17 protein-coding genes and 2 tRNA genes are annotated in these 19665 nt (G+C 58.5%); 1 reads left to right on the plus strand and 18 read right to left on the minus strand.

Features of this window, described 5'->3' with window-relative positions; genetic code table 11:
* Positions 1 to 485 precede the first annotated feature (485 nt).
* The 3 genes from HWW83_RS12965 to HWW83_RS12975 are packed head-to-tail and all read right to left on the minus strand — an operon-like array spanning position 486 to position 3729.
* On the minus strand, positions 486 to 1625 hold the full coding sequence (locus HWW83_RS12965; protein WP_016929316.1) for an ABC transporter permease: 1140 nt from the start codon (positions 1623 to 1625) through the stop codon (positions 486 to 488).
* Positions 1622 to 2776: an ABC transporter permease gene (locus tag HWW83_RS12970; RefSeq protein WP_033651473.1), complete on the minus strand. Its 1155-nt coding sequence runs from the start codon at positions 2774 to 2776 to the stop codon at positions 1622 to 1624. The genes HWW83_RS12965 and HWW83_RS12970 overlap by 4 nt, the downstream gene beginning before the upstream one ends.
* Entirely contained in the window at positions 2758 to 3729 is a 972-nt protein-coding gene (locus HWW83_RS12975; RefSeq protein WP_033638900.1) for an HlyD family secretion protein, read from the minus strand. Before HWW83_RS12975 ends, HWW83_RS12970 begins: the two co-directional genes overlap by 19 nt.
* 232 nt (positions 3730 to 3961) lie before the next feature.
* Between HWW83_RS12975 and HWW83_RS12980 the strand changes: the two genes are divergently transcribed.
* Entirely contained in the window at positions 3962 to 4975 is a 1014-nt protein-coding gene (locus HWW83_RS12980; protein WP_033633542.1) for a luciferase-like monooxygenase, read from the plus strand.
* A gap of 37 nt (positions 4976 to 5012) precedes the next feature.
* On the opposite strand, the gene yedF is transcribed toward HWW83_RS12980, so the two are convergent.
* The 15 genes from yedF to secG form a co-directional block, all read right to left on the minus strand.
* Positions 5013 to 5252: a sulfurtransferase-like selenium metabolism protein YedF gene (gene yedF / locus HWW83_RS12985; RefSeq protein WP_033641662.1), complete on the minus strand. Its 240-nt coding sequence runs from the start codon at positions 5250 to 5252 to the stop codon at positions 5013 to 5015.
* Entirely contained in the window at positions 5249 to 6463 is a 1215-nt protein-coding gene (gene yedE / locus HWW83_RS12990; RefSeq protein WP_016929320.1) for a selenium metabolism membrane protein YedE/FdhT, read from the minus strand. The genes yedF and yedE overlap by 4 nt, the downstream gene beginning before the upstream one ends.
* 145 nt (positions 6464 to 6608) lie before the next feature.
* Entirely contained in the window at positions 6609 to 8531 is a 1923-nt protein-coding gene (locus tag HWW83_RS12995) for a DEAD/DEAH family ATP-dependent RNA helicase (protein ID WP_033641661.1), read from the minus strand.
* On the minus strand, positions 8521 to 8601 hold the full coding sequence (gene yrbN, locus HWW83_RS25795; protein WP_099032700.1) for a protein YrbN: 81 nt from the start codon (positions 8599 to 8601) through the stop codon (positions 8521 to 8523). Before yrbN ends, HWW83_RS12995 begins: the two co-directional genes overlap by 11 nt.
* Positions 8602 to 8717: 116 nt before the next feature.
* Positions 8718 to 9602 (minus strand): lipoprotein NlpI, encoded by an 885-nt coding sequence (gene nlpI / locus HWW83_RS13005; RefSeq protein ID WP_004933495.1) that lies wholly within the window; start codon positions 9600 to 9602, stop codon positions 8718 to 8720.
* A gap of 128 nt (positions 9603 to 9730) precedes the next feature.
* Positions 9731 to 11848, minus strand: a complete 2118-nt coding sequence (pnp, locus tag HWW83_RS13010) for a polyribonucleotide nucleotidyltransferase (protein ID WP_016929321.1) — start codon at positions 11846 to 11848, stop codon at positions 9731 to 9733.
* A 256-nt stretch (positions 11849 to 12104) separates the two neighbouring features.
* Entirely contained in the window at positions 12105 to 12374 is a 270-nt protein-coding gene (rpsO, locus tag HWW83_RS13015; RefSeq protein ID WP_004933502.1) for a 30S ribosomal protein S15, read from the minus strand.
* 124 nt (positions 12375 to 12498) lie between these two features.
* Positions 12499 to 13443 (minus strand): tRNA pseudouridine(55) synthase TruB, encoded by a 945-nt coding sequence (truB, locus tag HWW83_RS13020; protein WP_025305054.1) that lies wholly within the window; start codon positions 13441 to 13443, stop codon positions 12499 to 12501.
* A complete protein-coding gene (gene rbfA, locus HWW83_RS13025; protein WP_004933508.1) occupies positions 13443 to 13853 on the minus strand; it encodes a 30S ribosome-binding factor RbfA in 411 nt (136 codons plus the stop codon). Before rbfA ends, truB begins: the two co-directional genes overlap by 1 nt.
* A gap of 70 nt (positions 13854 to 13923) precedes the next feature.
* Entirely contained in the window at positions 13924 to 16614 is a 2691-nt protein-coding gene (gene infB / locus HWW83_RS13030; RefSeq protein ID WP_019453339.1) for a translation initiation factor IF-2, read from the minus strand.
* A gap of 23 nt (positions 16615 to 16637) precedes the next feature.
* Positions 16638 to 18146, minus strand: coding sequence for a transcription termination factor NusA (gene nusA, locus HWW83_RS13035; protein WP_004933514.1), 1509 nt, complete (start codon positions 18144 to 18146; stop codon positions 16638 to 16640).
* A 21-nt stretch (positions 18147 to 18167) separates the two neighbouring features.
* Positions 18168 to 18620: a ribosome maturation factor RimP gene (gene rimP / locus HWW83_RS13040; RefSeq protein ID WP_033644179.1), complete on the minus strand. Its 453-nt coding sequence runs from the start codon at positions 18618 to 18620 to the stop codon at positions 18168 to 18170.
* A gap of 217 nt (positions 18621 to 18837) precedes the next feature.
* Positions 18838 to 18914, minus strand: a tRNA-Met gene (locus tag HWW83_RS13045).
* Positions 18915 to 18974: 60 nt separating this feature from the next.
* A tRNA-Leu gene (locus HWW83_RS13050) sits at positions 18975 to 19061 on the minus strand.
* Between the two features lie 70 nt (positions 19062 to 19131).
* On the minus strand, positions 19132 to 19467 hold the full coding sequence (gene secG, locus HWW83_RS13055; RefSeq protein ID WP_004933519.1) for a preprotein translocase subunit SecG: 336 nt from the start codon (positions 19465 to 19467) through the stop codon (positions 19132 to 19134).
* Between the last annotated feature and the right edge of the window lie 198 nt (positions 19468 to 19665).

Genomic DNA, 19665 nt, shown 5'->3' on the forward strand with positions numbered 1-19665 from the left:
GCAATCCATTTAATTATCCTACAATTAATGATTTCCGCACGCTAAGATCGTAAATTCCGAGGAGTTCATCACACACATAAACAATTAAGAAAACTTAATCATTTTGGGCGAAATAGAAATATAACAATTAAAATTGGATAAGCAATGTTCTATCCCGGCAAATATCACTTTTGGCTAAATAGTCGAAGGGTTATTTTTTAGGGATGATAAGGTTGAAAGAATTAGGAATAGCCTTATCAAAAAGAGAACATAACACTGCAACACAAACAGGCGTGATTGAAGGCGTGCGTGATTGTCGGCGGGCCAGACCGAATTTCAAGAAGGGGTTGCTGCGTGCCGCTAACGAGGAGAGTTTATGCTCGGCCGAAACCCGATTGCCGGGTTGTGGTCGCTTTGCGTTATCCCCGCCGGCCGCGGGAATAACGCAATAACCCATTGGATTAATTATCTTTTGACGTCACCGGGAAAGGCATCAATGCCTCCCCTTACGCCCGCCGCTTCCTGAACATCCCGCGCAGCGCCACGCTGTTGCGCAAGAAGGCCACGCCGAAGCCCAGCAGGGTGTAGACCACGCCGAGTATCAGCATCATCACCACGTCGCCCCACACTTCATTCAGCGACAGCCCCATCTGGTTGACGCCGGCGATCGCCTTGGTGCCCCAGGTGGAGGGAATGCTGTACGAGATGGCGCGCACCCAGGCCGGCATCGACTGCAGCGGCCAGATGGTGCCGGACAGGTAGAAGACCGGCGTAGTGATGAACGCCAGCGTCAGGTAGATCATCTCGACGCTGCGCAGGCACTCGGTCACCAGCTTGCCCAGCCCCAATACCGCCAGCAGGAACGGGAAGGTCAGCAGCAGCAGTTCGGCGATGTTCGCCGTCTGCCTATAGCCCAATACCCACGGCCACAGCACGAACAGCACGATCGACAGGAACAGCCAGATCGGCAGCAGCGCCGTCAGCCCGCCGAGGTGCGCCGCCAGCGGCGCTTTGCCGCCGGGCATGCTTTTCATGGCGATATTGACGCGGATACAGGCGATCAGCAACGAGTGCTGCAACAGCATCACCAACAGCCCGGGGAAGATGATCGCCGCAAAGCTGATGCCGGGGTTGAACACGTCCAGCGTTTGTCCCAGTATCGGCGTCAGCAGTATCTGCGCCTGCCGTTCGCTGAAGCCGCTGCGCAGCAGCAGCCCGTTGTTGTACTCCGTCAGCAGCTGCTGATAGGCCGCCACCACGTCTTGTTGGATCTGGCCGTTAGCCAGGCGGTTGGTGGCGTCGCCGTAGACCGGCACCACGATGTTCTGCCCGCTGAGGATCTTCTTCTCCAGATCCACCGGCATGATGATCACCGCAAACAGCTTGCGCCAGCTGAGATCGCGCTGCGCCTGTTCCAGGCTGTCGTAGGTTTCAATCGCTATCTTGGACGTGGCGTCCAGCTGGCGGATCAGCTGCCGGCTGGCGGTGCTGTGATCCTGATCGACCACTCCCACCGGCAGATCCCAGACCGTGCGGTTGGCGTACACCAGGCTCATGATGCACAGCGACAAGATCAGCATCAGCCACACCGGCCGCTCCAGCATGCCGAGCAGCACTTTAACGAAGGTTTGCCAATAGAGCTTCATCCGGCGTTCCCCTCTTTTTCCAGCCGCGCCGGCAGGCGATTGCGCACCAGCAGCGCGGCCACCAGCGGATAGACCGCCAGCAGCGCGCACACGCTGAAGATGGCGCTGGCGTGCACCTGCCGCAGGAACACGTCAAACATCGCGTACAGCGCGTGGGTCAGCGGTTCGATGTTGGAAATGATGCGCGCCGGCAGCGGCATCGACAGCTCAGGCACCGCCATGCCGGAGAAGGTCATCGCGATACTGACCAAAATACCGATCAGGCTGTACGCGGTAATGGTACTGCCGGTAAAGGTGTACAGCAGCAGGCCGATGCTCTGCGCCGCCATCACGTAGAACAGGCCAATCATCAACATAAACAGCGGGTTGCCGCTGACGCGGGCGTCAAAGATGCCCACCAGCGCCGCGATCTCGACCATCAGCAGGGTGGTGAAACACAGCGTGTACGGCGCCAGCTTGCCGAGTAGCGCCAGGCTGAACGGCTTGGCCTGCAGCAGCGACTTGCTGCGCGCCAGCACGTAGATCATGCAGGTCACCGCGAACAGCTGCAGCAGATGGATGGTGGCGGCGAACTGCTGGTAATAGATATAGCTGCCGCTGGCGTTGAACAGGCTGCCGTAGGAGAGCGTCACGTCCGCCAACGGCGGCAGCGTCTTGCCCATCTCGGTGGCGATGATGCTGCGGGTGCTGGCGTTGATTTCGTTCATCAGGCCGCCAAAGTCCTGGGTGGAGTACAGCCCGGCGCCGTAGAACAACGCATTGTAGTACATCACCACGCTCGGCTGTTTGCCCGACAGCGCGTTGGCCTCAAGATCCGGCGGGATATACAGCAACGCGTAATCCTGCGCGCTGCGCAGGCGGCTCAGCGACTCCGGCAACCCGCCGCCGTAAGCCTCGACGTGGGCGTGCGAACCGGCGTCCAGCCGCCGCGTCAGCGATTTGGACAGCGGGCTGTGATCGCTGTCCACCACTGAGACCGGCAGATCGAGCAGCGTGCCTTCGGAGAAGTTGCTGCTGATCAGCGCAAACAGGATCAGCGGAAAGATCCAGCTCAGCCAGTGCACCACCGGGCTGCGAAAGGCGACGCGACACTCTTTGTCGAACGCGTGACTGAAGCAGCGCCAGCCGGCCCTTACTCTTTCCATTGCCATAAGGTGCTCATCCCCGGACGCAGGCCGTCCACCGGCTGTGACGGATACAGGCGCACTTCGAAGGTTTTCAGGTCGAAGTCGCCGGTGGCGCGGGTGGCGCGTTTGGTGGCGTAATCCCCCAGCGGCGCGATGTAGCGCACCTCGGTGTCGATCATTTTGTCCTTCAGCGCCGGCACCCTCAGCTTGACCTTGTCGCCTTTGCGCACGTGGGCCAGGATGTCTTCACGCAGGTTAAACACGAAGTAGGCGTCCGGCACCCGGATCAACGTCACCAGCGGGCTGCCGGCGTTCAGCAATTCGCCCACTTCGGCCGGGATCGGCCCCACTTCGCCGTCTACCGGCGCTTTCACCTGCAGATCGTCGCTCTGCGCCTGGATCTGCAGCAGGTTCTCTTCCGCCGCCCGCAGCGCCGCCGCATATTGCTGCCGCTGCTCGACGCGGTCGCCGTTGATGCCTTCATCCAGATTGGCCTTGGCGGCCTGCACCTGTTGGAAGGCGGTGTCGCGCGACCGGCGCGAAGCGTCCAGCTCGGACTTCGAGATATAGCCTTTGCCGGCCACGCTCAGGTTCCGGTTGTAGTCGTTTTGCGCATTGCGGTACTGCGCCTCGGCCTGCGCCAGGTTGGCGCGCAGGTTGCGGATGCTCTCTTCACGGGTGCCGTGCAGCGACAGCTCGAGCTGCGCCTTGGCCTCGTCGCGCGTCGCCTGTGCGGAACGCAGTTGCGCCATCAGTTCGGGGCTATCGAGTTGAATGATCAGTTGGCCGCTTTTCACGTCGTCGCCGCGTTCGATCAGGCGTTCAACGACCCGGCCTTTCGCCTTGGATGCGACGATCACTTCGGGGGCATCCACTTCACCCTGCAGCAACAGATCCTGATTGTGCGCGCGGAACAGGATCGCCAATGCGATCGCCGCCAACATCAGCAACAGGGTAAACAGCGTCTTTTTTTTCATTATGTCAGCTCCCGGAACGGTAAGCGGCGGGCGGGGATAATCATTTCCATGTCTCAAATTGCTCCAAAAAACACCATTGCACTCATGAGGATATCACAAGCACATATCTCCTCTTTTATAACTATAAATTGGATTATGCTTTTAACACTAAAAAGCATCTTTTTTTCGGCCTTTTAGTATGCAGACTCCTGCAATCGCCCTTTAAGCGATCCACTCTCTGATGGACGATGTCATGACTGAACACACTGCCGTACCGCTTTCGGTACTGGATTTATCGCCAATCCCGCAAGGGGCCAAGGCACGCGACGCTTTCCACTGTTCGCTGGACTTAGCGCAGCACGCCGAACGCTGGGGCTACCAGCGCTACTGGCTGGCCGAGCACCACAACATGACCGGCATCGGCAGCGCCGCCACCTCGGTGCTGCTGGGCTATCTGGCCGCCGGCACCCAGAGCATTCGCCTCGGCTCCGGCGGCGTGATGCTGCCGAACCATGCGCCGCTGGTGATCGCCGAACAATTCGGCACGCTGGAGTCGCTCTACCCGGGGCGCATCGATTTGGGGTTGGGCCGCGCGCCCGGCACCGATCAGCGCACCATGATGGCGCTGCGCCGCCACCTGTCCGGCGACGTGGATACTTTCCCGCGCGACGTGCAGGAACTGCAAAACTACTTCTGCGACGCGCAGCCCGGGCAACCGGTGCAGGCGGTGCCGGGCCAGGGGCTGCATGTGCCGCTCTGGCTGCTCGGTTCCAGCCTCTACAGCGCACAGCTGGCGGCGCAGCTTGGCCTGCCGTTCGCCTTCGCTTCACACTTCGCCCCGGATATGCTGTTCCAGGCGCTGCAGCTGTACCGCGAGAACTTCAAACCGTCCAAACAGCTGGCGCAGCCACACGCCATGGTCTGCGTCAACGTGATCGCCGCCGACAGCGACCGCGACGCGCGCTTCCTGTTCAGCTCGATGCAGCAGCAGTTCATCAATCTGCGCCGCGGTTCGCCCGGCCCGCTGCCGCCGCCGGTGGATAACATTCACGCGCTGTGGACCGCCGGCGAGCAGTACGGCGTCGAGCAGGCGCTGCGGATGTCGATCGTCGGCGATGAAAAAACGGTGCGCCACGGGCTGCAAACGCTGCTGCGTGAAACCGATGCCGACGAGATCATGGTCAACGGCCAGATTTTCGATCACCAGGCGCGACTGCGTTCGTTCGAGATCGTCGCCGGCGTGAAGGGCGACATCGTGAAGGGCTAAAAAGCGAAAAGGCGGTGGGAACCCCACCGCCTTGGCGTTAACGCTGGATCAGGTAGCGAATGGTCGGCCCGTCCTGCTGGATATCCAGCACCTTGTAGCCGTGGTTGCGCGCATCGAGCGGGATGTTGTTGATCGACTGCGGGCAATCGCTGATCACCTCCAGGATCTCCCCCGGCTTCAGCTGCGGCATCGCCTCCAGCGTCGCCACCGCCGGGTATGGGCAAGGCTCGCCCAGCATGTCCAGCCGGTAGTCCGGCACTATCGTTGTCGCTTTCATGGCATGCTCCTCAAATTCACCACCTGCGCCTCAGGCCGGGCGCGGAAAAAGCGTTTCTCCCACCACAGCATGGCGGCGAAGGCCAGCGCCAGCAGCAGGTAAGTCACCAGCAGGCCGCCGATCGGGCCGAAGGTATCGAGCAGGTTGATCTTGTCGTAGTCGGTCGCCAGCGCCGGCGCCAGGTCGTCCCAGTAATAGGCCAGCAGCGTAGCGCCGATGATGTTGCCCAGCCCCACCCACCAGTAGTGCACCTGCCCTTCCACGGCGCGGTACATCCAACCGGTCTCGCAGCCGCCGGCCAGCACGATGCCGAAGCCGAACAGCAAACCGCCCAGCACCGCATTCGGGCCGGCCCACATGATCTTCGGCGCCACGCCGAGCTGCACATAGCTGAAGATGCCGATGGCGCTCACCGCCATGCCGATGATGATGGCTTTCGCCATGTGGGTGCGGCCGGTGATCCACAGATCGCGGAACGCCGAAGTGAAGCAGATCTGCGCGCGCTCGATCAGCAGGCCAAAGCCGATGCCGAACAGCATGGCGATGCCGAGCTTCGGCGCATCGAACAGTGTCCACAGCGACCAGGCCACCGCCAGGCCGAAGACGGCCATGCCCAGCCGGAAGCGGCGGCGCGCCTGCTCAGGCTTCTGCGTCAGCGGCGCGGCGGCCTTCACCTTTTGCAATTTGACCGGGATGCGGAACATCGGCAGCAGCGTGAATTTGGCGCCGAAGTAAGAGCCGGCGGCGGTCGCCAGCGCGAAAAACCAGGCGTGCAACGAGAACTGAGGAATGCCGGTGAAGAAGGCCGCCAGGTTGCACCCCATCGCCAGGCGCGCGCCGAAACCGGCGATGATGCCGCCCAGCAGCGCCTGGACGATGCGAATGCGATGCTGCGGTTGACGCAGCTTGATGTTGTTGGCCCACAACGCGGCGGCGATGCAGCCGGCGAACATGCCGATGATCATGCGCCCGTCGATGCGCTCCAGCGGCGTGCCCTGCAAACCGATCACCTTGAAATAGCCCCACTGTTCAGGGTGCAGACCGAACCACTGCAGCACATGGCCGCCCCAGCGCGTGAATTCGCCGGTCACTGCCCAGAAGGTGCCGGTCATGCCGAAGTAGTAGGTAGAGAGGATCCCGGCGGCGATCACCGCCGGCAGCGGTGCCCAAAAGCGCACCAGGTATTGAGATTTGAACTGCTGCCAACTCATGGCATCTCCCGTGCATATCATCCGTAAGAAAAAACCTTATGAATGATACGCCATTCAGGGGCGTTTGACGGCAATTTTCAGGCATAAAAAAACCAGCCCGCAGGCTGGTTTTTCAGAGCGCTCACCGCGAACGGTGAATCGGCGATTACGCGTCGCCGAAACGACGACGTGGTGCCGCCGGGGCGCCGTCATCACGGCGTGGCGCCGGCTTGCCGTCACGGTTGTAGTTACCGCCACGACGCTCACCGCCGTTACCGCCTTCACGACGTTCGCCGAAGGAACGACGTGGGCCGCCTTCGCGACGTTCGCCGTTGAACGGACGACCGTTGCCGCGACGCTCGCCGCCGTTGCCGCCGTCACGACGCTCGCGACGTTCGAACGGCTGTGCATCGCCCAGCAGCTGCATGTTCATCGGCTTGTTCAGGATGCGAGTGCGAGTGAAGTGATTCAGGATCTCGCCCGGCATGCCTTTTGGCAGCTCGATGGTGGAGTGGGAAGCGAACAGCTTGATGTTGCCGATGTAACGGCTGCTGATGTCGCCTTCGTTAGCGATAGCGCCAACGATATGACGGACTTCTACGCCATCGTCACGGCCCACTTCGATGCGGTACAGCTGCATTTCGCCAACGTCACGACGTTCGCGACGCGGACGATCGCCGTCACGGCTGTCGCGGCTGTCACGACGGTCGCCGCGGCGATCGTCACGGTCGTTGAACTCACGACGCTGACGCGGCTTGAAGACCGGATCCGGCGGCAGGATCAGCGGACGTTCGCCCTGAGCCATTTTCAGCAGCGCTGCGGCCAGGGTTTCCATATCCAGCTCTTCTTCCGGCTGCAGTTTGGTCAGCAGTGCGCGGTACAGATCCAGATCGCTGCTTTCCAGCTGCTGCTGAACTTTCGCGGCAAACTTGGCCAGACGACGCTCGCCCAGCAGTTCTGCGTTCGGCAGCTCCACTTCAGGGATGGTCAGCTTCATGGTGCGTTCGATGTTGCGCAGCAGGCGGCGTTCGCGGTTTTCCACGAACAGCAGCGCGCGGCCGGCGCGACCCGCACGACCGGTACGGCCGATACGGTGAACGTAAGACTCGGAGTCCATCGGGATGTCATAGTTGACAACCAGGCTGATGCGCTCGACGTCCAGGCCACGGGCCGCAACGTCGGTCGCGATCAGGATATCCAGACGACCGTCTTTCAGGCGCTCCAGGGTCTGCTCACGCAGCGCCTGGTTCATGTCGCCGTTCAGCGCGGCGCTGCTGTAACCGCTGCGCTCCAGTGCTTCGGCCACTTCCAGGGTCGCGTTCTTGGTACGGACGAAGATGATCGCCGCGTCAAAGTCTTCAGCTTCCAGGAAACGCACCAGCGCTTCGTTTTTACGCATGCCGTAGACCGACCAGTAGCTCTGGCTGATGTCCGGACGGGTGGTGACGCTGGACTGGATGCGCACTTCCTGCGGCTCTTTCATGAAGCGGCGGGTAATGCGACGGATCGCTTCCGGCATGGTGGCGGAGAACAGCGCGGTCTGATGTTCAGCCGGGATCTCAGCCATGATGGTTTCTACGTCTTCGATAAAGCCCATGCGCAGCATTTCGTCGGCTTCATCCAGCACCAGACCGCTCAGGTTGGAGAGGTTCAGGGTGCCGCGCTTCAGGTGGTCCAGCAGGCGGCCTGGGGTACCCACAACGATTTGCGGGCCCTGGCGCAGAGCGCGCAGCTGCACGTCGTAACGCTGGCCGCCGTACAGGGCTACCACGTTGACGCCGTTCATGTGTTTGGAGAAATCGGTCATCGCTTCAGCAACCTGAACCGCCAGTTCGCGGGTCGGTGCCAGCACCAGGATCTGAGGTGCTTTCAGGTCTGCCTGCAGGTTGTGCAGCAGCGGCAGCGAGAACGCTGCAGTTTTACCACTACCGGTCTGTGCCATGCCCAGCACGTCGCGGCCGTTCAACAGGTGAGGAATACACTCAGCCTGGATCGGAGATGGTTTTTCATAGCCCAGATCGTTCAGGGCGGAAATGATTGGAGCAGACAGCCCCAGATCAGCAAAAGAGGTTTCAAACTCAGTCGTCATGTACACGTGCCTCATTAATAATGGCAGCCAGTCTACATAACTCGTCGAGAAAATTTTCAGTCATTTTCATTGAAAAGTGTGAACCGGCTCAAATTAGATTATAAAACGAACAAAAAAGCCCTCGCCCGTTAAGGCGATAACTTTGGTTAAAAACCAATGTTCATCAGGCTGATAGGTGTTCGTCAGCTATTGCTGGTCCGATTCCGATAGGTCGTCTTGCTCTTGGCCCAAAAGCGCCAATTCCAACAATGCATAGCGGTGCTCAACGAAGTTGTGAACGTTGTTAGACACCGTCAGTTTGAACAGCGCCGAAGCGGTGTCCTTGTCCCCCAGACTCAGGTAGTGTTTACCCAAATAGAAGTCAGTTTCACTGAGATGCTCAGCGAGCGAAGTGTTATCCGTTGCATCTGCCTTGAGGCGTTCCATCAGCGTTTTTTCGCTGATCTTGCCCAGGTAGAATTCGACAATATTCCATCCCCATTGCCCTCTGTCCGCTTTGTCATAGCGCTGCTGAAGCGCTACCTCGGCCTTCTTGGGATCGATTTCTCGCTCCACCAGATACAGCCATAACGAACGGAAGGGATCGTTTGGGTCGTCTTGATAAAACGCCTGCAGATCATCCTGCGCCAACGGGAAGCGGCCGCCATAGTACAGTGCGATGCCCCGGTTTAAACGCGCGTAATTGTAAGTTGGATCAAGCTCTAGTACAGAATCAAACGCTTCATAGGCAGCATCAAAATTGCCTGCCTGCGTTAAGTAAATGCCCAGGTAGTTGAAAACTTCCGGCATGTCGGGACGTATCGCCAGCGCCTGCGAGAAATCATTGCGCGCTAATGCACGTAACCCGAGGCTATCATACAGCACACCGCGCTCATATAAAAGCTGTGCGCGTTCGTCATCCGTCAGTGCCCGGCTGGCAAGAATTTGTTCCATGCGCGCCAGGATCACTTCCTGCTGCAACGTAGGCTGCAACGGGATTGCCAAAACTTCGTCTTTACGCCAATCATGGTTGCTGCATCCTGCCAGCATGAGTGCTGTCGCAACGTAACACCAGCGCAAGAAAGGCTTCATTTCCCACTCCCGAAGACAAACATTGGATGAACGTCCTGTCCTCCGTTTGCTAAAACGCGGGCATCCTACCCGCGCGATACGAACAGCTCCCAACCCCGTGGCGGGGAGCTGTAAAACTATCTATACAGTTATTCTGCTTCAGGCGCAGGTGAACCTGCTTCCGGCGCCATCGCTTCTTTGATGCTCAGACGCACGCGGCCCTGACGGTCAACTTCCAGTACCTTAACCGGCACTTCCTGACCCATCTGCAGATAGTCGGTCACTTTCTCAACGCGCTTGTCGGCGATCTGAGAAATGTGCACCAGGCCTTCTTTACCACCGCCGATAGCGACGAATGCGCCGAAATCAACGATACGGGTCACTTTACCCTGGTAGATACGGCCCACTTCGATCTCTGCCGTGATCTCTTCGATGCGACGGATAGCGAATTTCGCTTTCTCACCGTCGGTCGCAGCGATTTTAACTGTACCATCATCTTCAATTTCGATGGTAGTGCCAGTCTCTTCGGTCAGCGCGCGGATAACGGAACCGCCCTTACCGATCACGTCTTTGATTTTATCCGGGTTGATGCGGATAGTATGAATACGCGGTGCGAATTCGGAGATATCGCCGCGCGGAGTGCTGATAGCCTGTTCCATTACGCCCAGGATGTGCAGACGCGCGCCCTTGGCCTGGTTCAGAGCCACCTGCATGATTTCGCGGGTGATGCCTTCGATTTTGATGTCCATCTGCAGCGCGGTGATACCGTCGCGGCTACCGGCCACTTTGAAGTCCATGTCGCCCAGGTGATCTTCGTCACCCAGAATGTCGGACAGAACCACATAGTTGTCGGCTTCTTTCACCAGGCCCATCGCGATACCCGCAACGGCAGCCTTGATTGGCACGCCGGCGTCCATCAGCGCCAGAGACGCGCCGCACACGGAAGCCATGGAAGAAGAACCGTTGGATTCGGTGATTTCAGACACCACGCGAACCGTGTACGGGAAATCTTCCGGTTTAGGCATCATAGCCAATACGCCGCGTTTCGCCAGGCGACCGTGACCGATTTCACGACGCTTAGGAGAACCGACCATGCCGGTTTCGCCTACGGAGTACGGAGGGAAGTTGTAGTGGAACAGGAAGCTGTCGGTCTTCTCGCCCATCAGCTCGTCCAGGTTCTGTGCGTCGCGCGCGGTGCCCAGGGTCGCGGTAACCAGCGCCTGAGTTTCGCCACGGGTGAACAGCGCGGAACCGTGGGTGCGCGGCAGTACGCCGGTGCGCACATCCAGGCCACGGATCATGTCTTTTTCACGGCCGTCGATACGCGGCTCGCCACGCAATACGCGGCTGCGCACCACGTTCTTCTCGACGGTGCCCAGGATGTCCTGGATTTCGCCGGCGTCCAGCGTTTCGTCCTGCGCCAGCAGGGTTTCAACCACGCTGTCTTTGATCGCGTCAACCTGAGCGTAACGCTCTTGTTTTTCGGTAATGTGGTAAGCGTCGCCCAGGCGAGCTTCAGCCAGTTCAGCCACGCGCGCGTGCAGCGCTTCGTTGACCGCAGGCGCCTGCCAATCCCACTTCGGCTTGCCGGCTTCGGCAACCAGCGCGTTGATGTTTTCGATAACCACTTGCTGCTGGTCATGGCCGAACACCACGGCGCCCAGCATCTGATCTTCGCTCAGCACGTCAGCTTCGGATTCCACCATCAGCACCGCGCCGGCGGTACCGGCAACCACCAGATCCAGACGGCTTTCTTTCAGTTCGTCGGTCGTTGGGTTCAGTACGTACTGATCGTTGATGTAACCTACGCGCGCGGCGCCGATTGGGCCGTTGAACGGAATACCGGACAGGCTCAGGGCGGCAGAGGCGCCGATCATCGCAACGATGTCCGGGTTCACCTGCGGGTTAACGGAAACCACGGTCGCGATCACCTGAACTTCGTTCAGGAAGCTGTCCGGGAACAGTGGACGGATCGGGCGGTCGATCAGACGGGAAGTCAGCGTCTCGCCTTCGCTCGGACGGCCTTCGCGGCGGAAGAAGCTGCCCGGGATACGGCCGGCGGCGTAGGTACGCTCTTGGTAGTTCACCGTCAGCGGGAAGAAGCTCTGGCCCGGCTTGGCTTTTTTCTGGCCAACGACGGTAACGAATACGGCGGTGTCATCCATGCTCACCATAACGGCGGCGGTGGCCTGACGCGCCATCATACCGGTTTCGATGGTGACGGTATGCTGGCCATACTGGAATTTGCGAATGATCGGTGTCAGCAAAATTATATCCTTGATTAACGGCGCGCAATCGCATTGACGACTCGACACGCCTGTGACTCGATTTGCCTTCTCACTACATCCTCGCGACTAATGACAATCCTTATCTCAGGCGGGAGATAAAGCCTCTCATTAGCCGCGCGAACCTCTGTAACGGAAGAACCTGTTTGGAAACATCAGTAATACATTAACCTGATTTGCTTATGCTTCCTAGAAGAAAGGGGCCAAAATAGGCCCCTTTCCACTGAAACTTGCTAGATTAGCGACGCAGACCCAGACGCTCGATCAGGCTGGTGTAACGTGCTACATCTTTACGCTTCAGGTAGTCCAGCAGCTTACGACGCTGAGAAACCATACGCAGCAGACCACGACGGCTGTGGTGATCTTTTTTGTGCTCGGAGAAGTGGCCTTGCAGATGGTTGATCTGCGCAGTCAGCAGGGCAACCTGAACTTCGGTAGAACCGCTGTCGTTAGTACCACGACCGAAATCAGCTACGATTTGAGCTTTAGCTTCAACACTTAGAGACATTGTAATACTCCAGATTATAGATAATAAAAACAGGCGCCGATCTCTAATTCAGCAACCCAATGCATAAGCTGCGCCATTCTACTCTTAGCGCAGTGCGATCGCAAGGCGACGCAGTGCCCCGCCGTCAGTCGAAATGCTCGACCACCAGGCGGCGCGGCGCCACGCGACCATCCTCGGCGATGTCGCCAACGCCGATGAATTTTCGCTCTTCACCCTCGGTGATGCGCACCAGGCCGGAAGCCGGCGCGCCGGCCACTTGCACCGGTTGCCCCTGCTTGACGTAACCCGCAACCACCGGCAGCAAATTCACTTCCGGATAGTTCTCAACCGGGCTGTCCATCGGCATCAGCAGCGGATCGAGCAACTCGCCGGGCGCGATTTCCTGTTCCTGCGCCTGCGCCAGCAAAGCGTTCAGCTGTTCCAACGTCACCATGCGCGCGATCGGATAAGTCGCCACCTGCAGGCGGCGCAGATAGATCACGTGCGCGCCGCAGCCCAGCAGCTCGCCGAGATCGTCGGTGATGGTGCGGATGTAGGTGCCTTTCGAGCAGTGGATCTCCAGTTCCAGCTCATCCCCTTCCCAGCGGATAAACTGCAGCTCGTACACCGTGATGCTGCGCGCTTCGCGCGGCACTTCAATCCCCTGGCGCGCATACTCGTAGAGTTTCTTGCCCTGGTATTTCAACGCCGAATACATCGACGGCACCTGCTGGATGTCGCCGCGGAAGGTGTCCAGCGCCGCGTCGAGCTGCGCCTGGGTGAAGTTCACCGGGCGTTCCTGCACGATCTGCCCGTCGGCGTCGGAGGTATCGGTACGCTGCCCCAGCTTGGCGATCACCCGATAGCGCTTGTCGGAATCGAGCAGGTATTGCGAAAACTTGGTCGCTTCGCCCAGACAGATAGGCAACATGCCGGTCGCCAACGGATCGAGCGCGCCGGTATGGCCCGCTCGGTTGGCGTTGTACAGACGTTTTACTTTTTGCAGCGCATCGTTGGACGACAACCCCTGCGGCTTGTCCAGCAACAGCACGCCGTGGATGTCACGGCCGCGGCGACGAGGGCGACTCATTAATCCTCCTTGTCATCGCCTGAGGCGGAACGGCGCTCTGCGTCGTTCTTCACCACGTTGGTCACCAGGTTGGACATGCGCATGCCTTCCACCAGGGAGTTGTCGTAAGCGAAGGTCAGCTCCGGCACCACGCGCAGGCGCATCGCTTTGCCCAGCAGGGTGCGGATATAGCCGGAAGCGTCCTGCAACGCTTTGATGCCGTTGGTGACCAGATCCGGATCGTGGTTCTCGGTCAGCACGTTCAGGAAGGTGACGTAAACCTTGGCATACGCCAGGTCGCGGGACACTTCCACGCCGGAAACGGTCGCCATGCCGACGCGCGGATCTTTCACTTCACGCTGCAGAATGATCGCAATCTCTTTCTGCATCTCTTGCGCCACGCGTTGACCGCGGCTGAATTCTTTTGCCATTTTGGATTCTCCAGACAAATCGGGGGGCACAAAGGCCCCCCGTAAACAGATATAAGCAGATGTGCAATCGTTAAGCGATGGTGCGTTGGATCTCAATGATTTCGAACACTTCGATCATGTCGCCGACGCGCACGTCGTTATAGTTCTTAACGCCGATACCACATTCCATGCCGTTACGGACTTCGTTAACGTCATCTTTGAAGCGACGCAGGGATTCCAGCTCGCCTTCATAGATAACCACGTTGTCGCGCAGTACGCGGATTGGGTTGTGACGCTTGATGGTCCCTTCGGTAACCATACAGCCGGCGATAGCGCCGAACTTAGGCGATTTGAACACGTCGCGCACTTCGGCCAGGCCGATGATCTGCTGCTTGTATTCCGGCGCCAGCATACCGCTCATCGCCTGCTTCACTTCGTCGATCAGGTTATAGATCACGGAGTAGTAACGCAGATCCAGGCTTTCCGCTTCGATCACGCGGCGCGCAGAAGCGTCGGCACGCACGTTGAAGCCCAGGATGATGGCGTTGGAAGCCGCAGCCAGCGTCGCGTCGGTTTCGGTGATCCCACCTACGCCGGAGCCGACAATCTTCACCTTCACTTCGTCGGTGGAGAGTTTCAGCAGCGAGTCGCTGATCGCTTCGCAAGAACCCTGTACGTCGGATTTCAGTACGATGTTCAGCTCGGACACTTCGCCGTCGGTCATGTTGGCGAACATGTTTTCCAGCTTGGACTTCTGCTGACGCGCCAGTTTGACTTCGCGGAACTTGCCCTGACGGTACAGCGCCACTTCACGCGCTTTCTTCTCGTCACGCACCACGGTCGCTTCGTCACCCGCTGCAGGCACGCTGGACAGACCCAGGATTTCCACAGGGATAGACGGACCGGCGGAGGTCACTTCACGACCCAGCTCGTCGCGCATCGCACGCACGCGGCCGTATTCGAAGCCGCACAGGACGATATCGCCCTTGTTCAGCGTACCTTCCTGAACCAGCACGGTAGCAACCGGGCCACGGCCTTTATCCAGGAAGGACTCGATCACTACGCCGCTCGCCATGCCGCTGCGAACCGCTTTCAGCTCCAGCACTTCGGCCTGCAGCAGGATGGCCTGCAGCAGCTCGTCGATACCGGTACCGGCTTTCGCGGACACGTGAACGAACTGCGCTTCGCCGCCCCACTCTTCCGGCATAACGCCGTACTGAGACAGTTCCTGCTTAACGCGATCCGGATCGGCTTCCGGTTTGTCGATTTTGTTCACCGCAACCACCAATGGCACCTGCGCCGCTTTCGCGTGCTGGATAGCTTCGATGGTTTGTGGCATCACGCCGTCGTCGGCCGCCACCACCAGAACCACGATGTCAGTCGCCTGAGCACCGCGAGCACGCATCGAGGTAAACGCGGCGTGGCCCGGGGTGTCCAGGAAGGTGATCATGCCGTTCTCGGTTTCTACGTGGTAGGCACCGATGTGCTGGGTAATGCCGCCAGCTTCGCCCGCCGCCACTTTGGTGGAGCGGATGTAGTCCAGCAGAGAGGTTTTACCGTGGTCAACGTGGCCCATGATGGTCACGACCGGCGCGCGCGGCTCGGCCGCAGCGCCCGTATCACGGTCGCTCATCAGCGCTTCTTCCAGCTCGTTTTCACGACGCAGGATAACTTTGTGGCCCATCTCTTCGGCAACCAGCTGTGCGGTTTCCTGGTCGATAACCTGGTTGATGGTGGCCATGGCGCCCAGTTTCATCATCACTTTGATGACCTGAGAACCTTTGACCGCCATCTTGTTGGCCAGCTCGGCCACGGTGATGGTTTCACCGATCACCACGTCACGGTTAACCACCTGCGCCGGCTTGTTGAAGCCCTGCTGCAGAGCGCTAGGCTTGCGTTTGCCGCCTTTGCCGCCACGGGTAACGGCACGCGCTTCTTCGCGATCCGCTTTGGATTCGGACAGCTTGTTGCCTTTCTTCTGCTTGGTGGCTTTGCCGCCGCGGGTGCGGCTGCGACGATCGCCTTCAACTTTGGCGTCGTTTTCGTCTTCAGCGGCACGGGCGTGCTGAGAGGTGGTCACGTGATAGTCGGCGCTTTCAACCGCAGCGCTAGCCGCGTCGGCCTGGGCCCACTTCTCGCCGTTCTCTTCGGCCATGCGACGGGCTTCTTCCGCCACGCGCTTGGCTTCCTCTTCAACCTTGCGGCGCACTTCCTCTTCCGCTTTACGTTTCAGTTCAGCGGCTTCGGCTTCACGGCGTGCTTTTTCCGCCTGAGCTGGCTTGGTCATTTCGTCGGTATGTTGATTGGTCACTTTTTCTTTTTCCGCTGAATTACGCTTAGCAATCTCCGCGGCCTCACGTTTGGCTTGCTCTTCGGCTGCGCGCTTCGCTTCCGCTTCGCGTTTTGCGAGCTCTTCCGCTTCGCGCCGTGCCTGCTCTTCCGCTTCACGCTGTGCCTGCTCTGCCGCTTCAGCCAACTGGGCTTCCTGCGTATCGCGATTTACATAAGTGCGTTTCTTGCGGACCTCAATTTGCACCGATTTACTTTTACCGCCGGTGCTCGGGATATTCAAGGTGCTGCGCGTTTTGCGCTGCAAAGTGAGTTTACCCGGCGCGCTGCCGTGTTCACGGTTCAGGTGCGCCAGTAATGTTTCTTTTTCTTGCTGGGTAACAGAGTCCGACTCGGACTTGTTGATCCCTGCATCAGCAAACTGCTGTACCAGGCGATCAACCGGAGTCTGAATCTCTGCTGCCAGCGATTTTACGGTTACATCTGTCGTCATGCTGTTCCTTCCTGCTACAGTTATTACGCGTTGTCGCCAAACCAACAGATATTGCGTGCAGCCATGATCAGCTCGCCGGCTTGCTCATCGCTAAGCCCTTCAATATCAGCCAGATCGTCAACACCCTGCTCGGCAAGATCTTCCAGCGTACAAACCCCACGCGCGGCCAGTTTAAAGGCCATGCTGCGCTCAAGACCCGGCAGGTTGAGCAAATCGTCGGCCGGTTTGTTGTCGCCCAGGCTTTCTTCTTGTGCCAGGGCCAGCGTGGTCAATGCAGCTTTGGCGCGTTCGCGCAATGCTTCAACCGTATCTTCATCCAGACCGTCGATTTCCAACAGCTCTTTGATCGGCACGTAGGCCAGCTCTTCCAGCGTGGAGAAGCCTTCTTCAACCAGTACGGTGGCGAAATCTTCGTCGATATCAAGATACTTGGTGAAGGTATCAATAGCGGCATGAGCCTCGGCCTGGTGCTTGGCCTGCAGGTCGTCCGCCGTCATCACGTTCAGTTCCCAACGATCGTCGCCGCGGTGTTGTTTCAGCAGTTGGGAAGCCAAACGCACGTTTTGGCCGTTACGGCCGATCGCCTGCGCCAGGTTGCTGGCTTCAACGGCGATATCCATGGTGCAGTTATCTTCGTCTACCACGATCGACGCGACGTCGGCCGGCGCCATGGCATTGATGACGAATTGCGCAGGGTTATCATCCCACAGGATGATATCGATGCGTTCGCCGCCGAGCTCGCTCGACACGGCCTGAACGCGCGCACCGCGCATACCTACGCAGGCGCCGACCGGATCGATGCGCTTGTCGTTGGTTTTCACTGCAATTTTCGCACGGGAGCCTGGATCGCGGGCTGCCGCTTTAATCTCGATCACTTCTTCGCCGATTTCCGGCACTTCGATGCGGAACAGCTCTTTCAGCATTTCCGGGCTGGAACGGCTGACGAACAGCTGCGCGCCGCGAGCTTCGGGACGTACGGCATACAATACGCCGCGAATGCGGTCGCCCGGACGGAAGTTTTCGCGCGGCAGCATGTCTTCACGGCCAATGACCGCTTCGGCGTTGTTGCCCAGATCCAGCGCGATGCTGTCACGGTTCACTTTCTTCACCACGCCGGTGACGATCTCACCTTCGTGTTCACGGAAAGCGTCGACCACCATCGCACGCTCGGCCTCGCGCACTTTCTGCACGATAACCTGCTTGGCGGTTTGGGTGGTAATGCGGTCGAAGGTCACGGATTCGATCTGATCTTCGACGTATCCGCCGAGCTCGATGCTCGGATCTTCAAACTGAGCGGCTTCCAGCGTGATTTCACGCGTCGGCTGAGTCACTTCGTCTACGGCGACCCAACGGCGGAAGGTATCGAAATCGCCGGTTCTGCGGTCAATGCTGACGCGCACGTCGATTTCCTGCTCGTATTTTTTCTTGGTTGCGGTGGCTAATGCAGTTTCCAGCGCTTCGAAAATCTTCTCGCGCGGAAGGGATTTTTCATTGGAAACTGCTTCAACAACAGCCAGAATCTCTTTGTTCATCCTAGTTGCCTCTTCCAAACTTTAAAAGTGGGGTACCAGGTTCGCTTTCTGGATGTTGCTCAGCGCGAACACTTCATCTTTCCCTTCCACAGTAACCGTGATCATCTCGCCTTCGACAGACTTGATAATACCCTGCCACTTGCGACGGTTCTGTACCGCCATGCGCAGGACCAGGCTGACTTCTTCACCGAGGTAACGCGTATAGTGTTCTGCGGTGAACATCGGGCGATCAAGGCCAGGAGAGGAGACTTCCAAGTTGTAAGCGACCGTGATTGGATCTTCGACGTCCAATACAGCGCTGACCTGGTGGCTGACATCAGCGCAATCATCAACATTGATGCCGTTATCACTATCAATATAGATGCGGAGCGTCGATTGGCGCGCACGAATGAATTCGATGCCTACAAGCTCAAAGCCCAACGCTTCTACCGGTGCCGAAAGCATCTCTGTTAACTTTTGCTCTAATGTGGACAAGCCCACCCCCAAGACATAAAAAAAGGGCTAAATAGCCCAGTGATTCTGTTGCCAAATAACAAAAAACCCCGAAAAATCGGGGCTTTATGCAACTGGACCCTGTTTGCCGCTAGGCGGCCTCGGTACAACTTTCGAGCAAGTGTCATTTTCAAATGTTGATCGAGAAAAGCGGGTTTCAATCGAAAAGTGTATTTGAAAATAAACACTTAAAGGAAAGTGGTTGCGGGGGCCGGATTTGAACCGACGACCTTCGGGTTATGAGCCCGACGAGCTACCAGGCTGCTCCACCCCGCGTCCGAAAACGTGGCAAATACTACGCCGATAATCGCAAAATTGCAAGTTATCTCTGGGATTTGGTACCGAGGATGGGACTCGAACCCACAAGCCCGTTAGGGCACTACCACCTCAAGGTAGCGTGTCTACCAATTCCACCACCTCGGTACTGATTCTTACTGCTAACGGCCGTTGTTCTTTCGAGTTCACAACCACCGTTTTCAAACTTTGTTGCGGCTTACTGCGGGATATCGCTGCTCGGCTTGGCTGGTGCCGCCGGCGCGGTCGTCTGCTCAGTTTTCACTGGCTGACCCAGGTTTTCCCACTCGCTGCCTTTCTTGCTCTGGTTGCTGCTGAGGTTGCCCAGAATCAGACTGATGACGAAGAACAACGTCGCCAGCACAGCAGTCATGCGGGTCATAAAGTTACCGGAACCACTCGAACCGAACAATGTGCCTGATGCACCTGCTCCGAAAGAGGCTCCCATATCAGCGCCTTTACCTTGCTGCAACATAATCAGAGCAACCAGCCCGATTGAGATCAGCAGGAAAATTACCAGAAGAGCTTCGTACATAGTAGTACCCGTATCCTTGCGGCCTTACCGCATGCCAAATGCTTCACACTCATCAAGCAGGCGTTTTTATAAACTGCCTACTGAAGCGGGTGTGAATACTAACCAAAGCCGCCAACCCGCGCAAGGGCAATTTGCAGCCGCCGGCGCGTTTGCGGAAAAAAACGCCAACAATCGCCTGTTCGGGCTCAGCGATGCCAA

Source organism: Serratia ureilytica (assembly GCF_013375155.1).
GTDB classification, from domain to species: Bacteria; Pseudomonadota; Gammaproteobacteria; order Enterobacterales; family Enterobacteriaceae; genus Serratia; species Serratia ureilytica.

Bases quoted from the DNA above. Each gene is read 5' to 3' on its own strand.
- secG (WP_004933519.1), bottom strand. From the start codon at position 19,467: ATGTACGAAGCTCTTCTGGTAATTTTCCTGCTGATCTCAATCGGGCTG.
- HWW83_RS12965 (WP_016929316.1), bottom strand. From the start codon at position 1,625: ATGAAGCTCTATTGGCAAACCTTCGTTAAAGTGCTGCTCGGCATGCTG.
- HWW83_RS12975 (WP_033638900.1), bottom strand. From the start codon at position 3,729: ATGAAAAAAAAGACGCTGTTTACCCTGTTGCTGATGTTGGCGGCGATC.
- rpsO (WP_004933502.1), bottom strand. From the start codon at position 12,374: ATGTCTCTAAGTGTTGAAGCTAAAGCTCAAATCGTAGCTGATTTCGGT.
- nusA (WP_004933514.1), bottom strand. From the start codon at position 18,146: ATGAACAAAGAGATTCTGGCTGTTGTTGAAGCAGTTTCCAATGAAAAA.
- HWW83_RS12970 (WP_033651473.1), bottom strand. From the start codon at position 2,776: ATGGCAATGGAAAGAGTAAGGGCCGGCTGGCGCTGCTTCAGTCACGCG.
- rbfA (WP_004933508.1), bottom strand. From the start codon at position 13,853: ATGGCAAAAGAATTCAGCCGCGGTCAACGCGTGGCGCAAGAGATGCAG.
- infB (WP_019453339.1), bottom strand. From the start codon at position 16,614: ATGACGACAGATGTAACCGTAAAATCGCTGGCAGCAGAGATTCAGACT.
- yrbN (WP_099032700.1), bottom strand. From the start codon at position 8,601: ATGAAAATGACTGAAAATTTTCTCGACGAGTTATGTAGACTGGCTGCC.
- yedF (WP_033641662.1), bottom strand. From the start codon at position 5,252: ATGAAAGCGACAACGATAGTGCCGGACTACCGGCTGGACATGCTGGGC.
- yedE (WP_016929320.1), bottom strand. From the start codon at position 6,463: ATGAGTTGGCAGCAGTTCAAATCTCAATACCTGGTGCGCTTTTGGGCA.
- HWW83_RS12995 (WP_033641661.1), bottom strand. From the start codon at position 8,531: ATGACGACTGAGTTTGAAACCTCTTTTGCTGATCTGGGGCTGTCTGCT.
- HWW83_RS12980 (WP_033633542.1), top strand. From the start codon at position 3,962: ATGACTGAACACACTGCCGTACCGCTTTCGGTACTGGATTTATCGCCA.
- truB (WP_025305054.1), bottom strand. From the start codon at position 13,443: ATGAGTCGCCCTCGTCGCCGCGGCCGTGACATCCACGGCGTGCTGTTG.
- nlpI (WP_004933495.1), bottom strand. From the start codon at position 9,602: ATGAAGCCTTTCTTGCGCTGGTGTTACGTTGCGACAGCACTCATGCTG.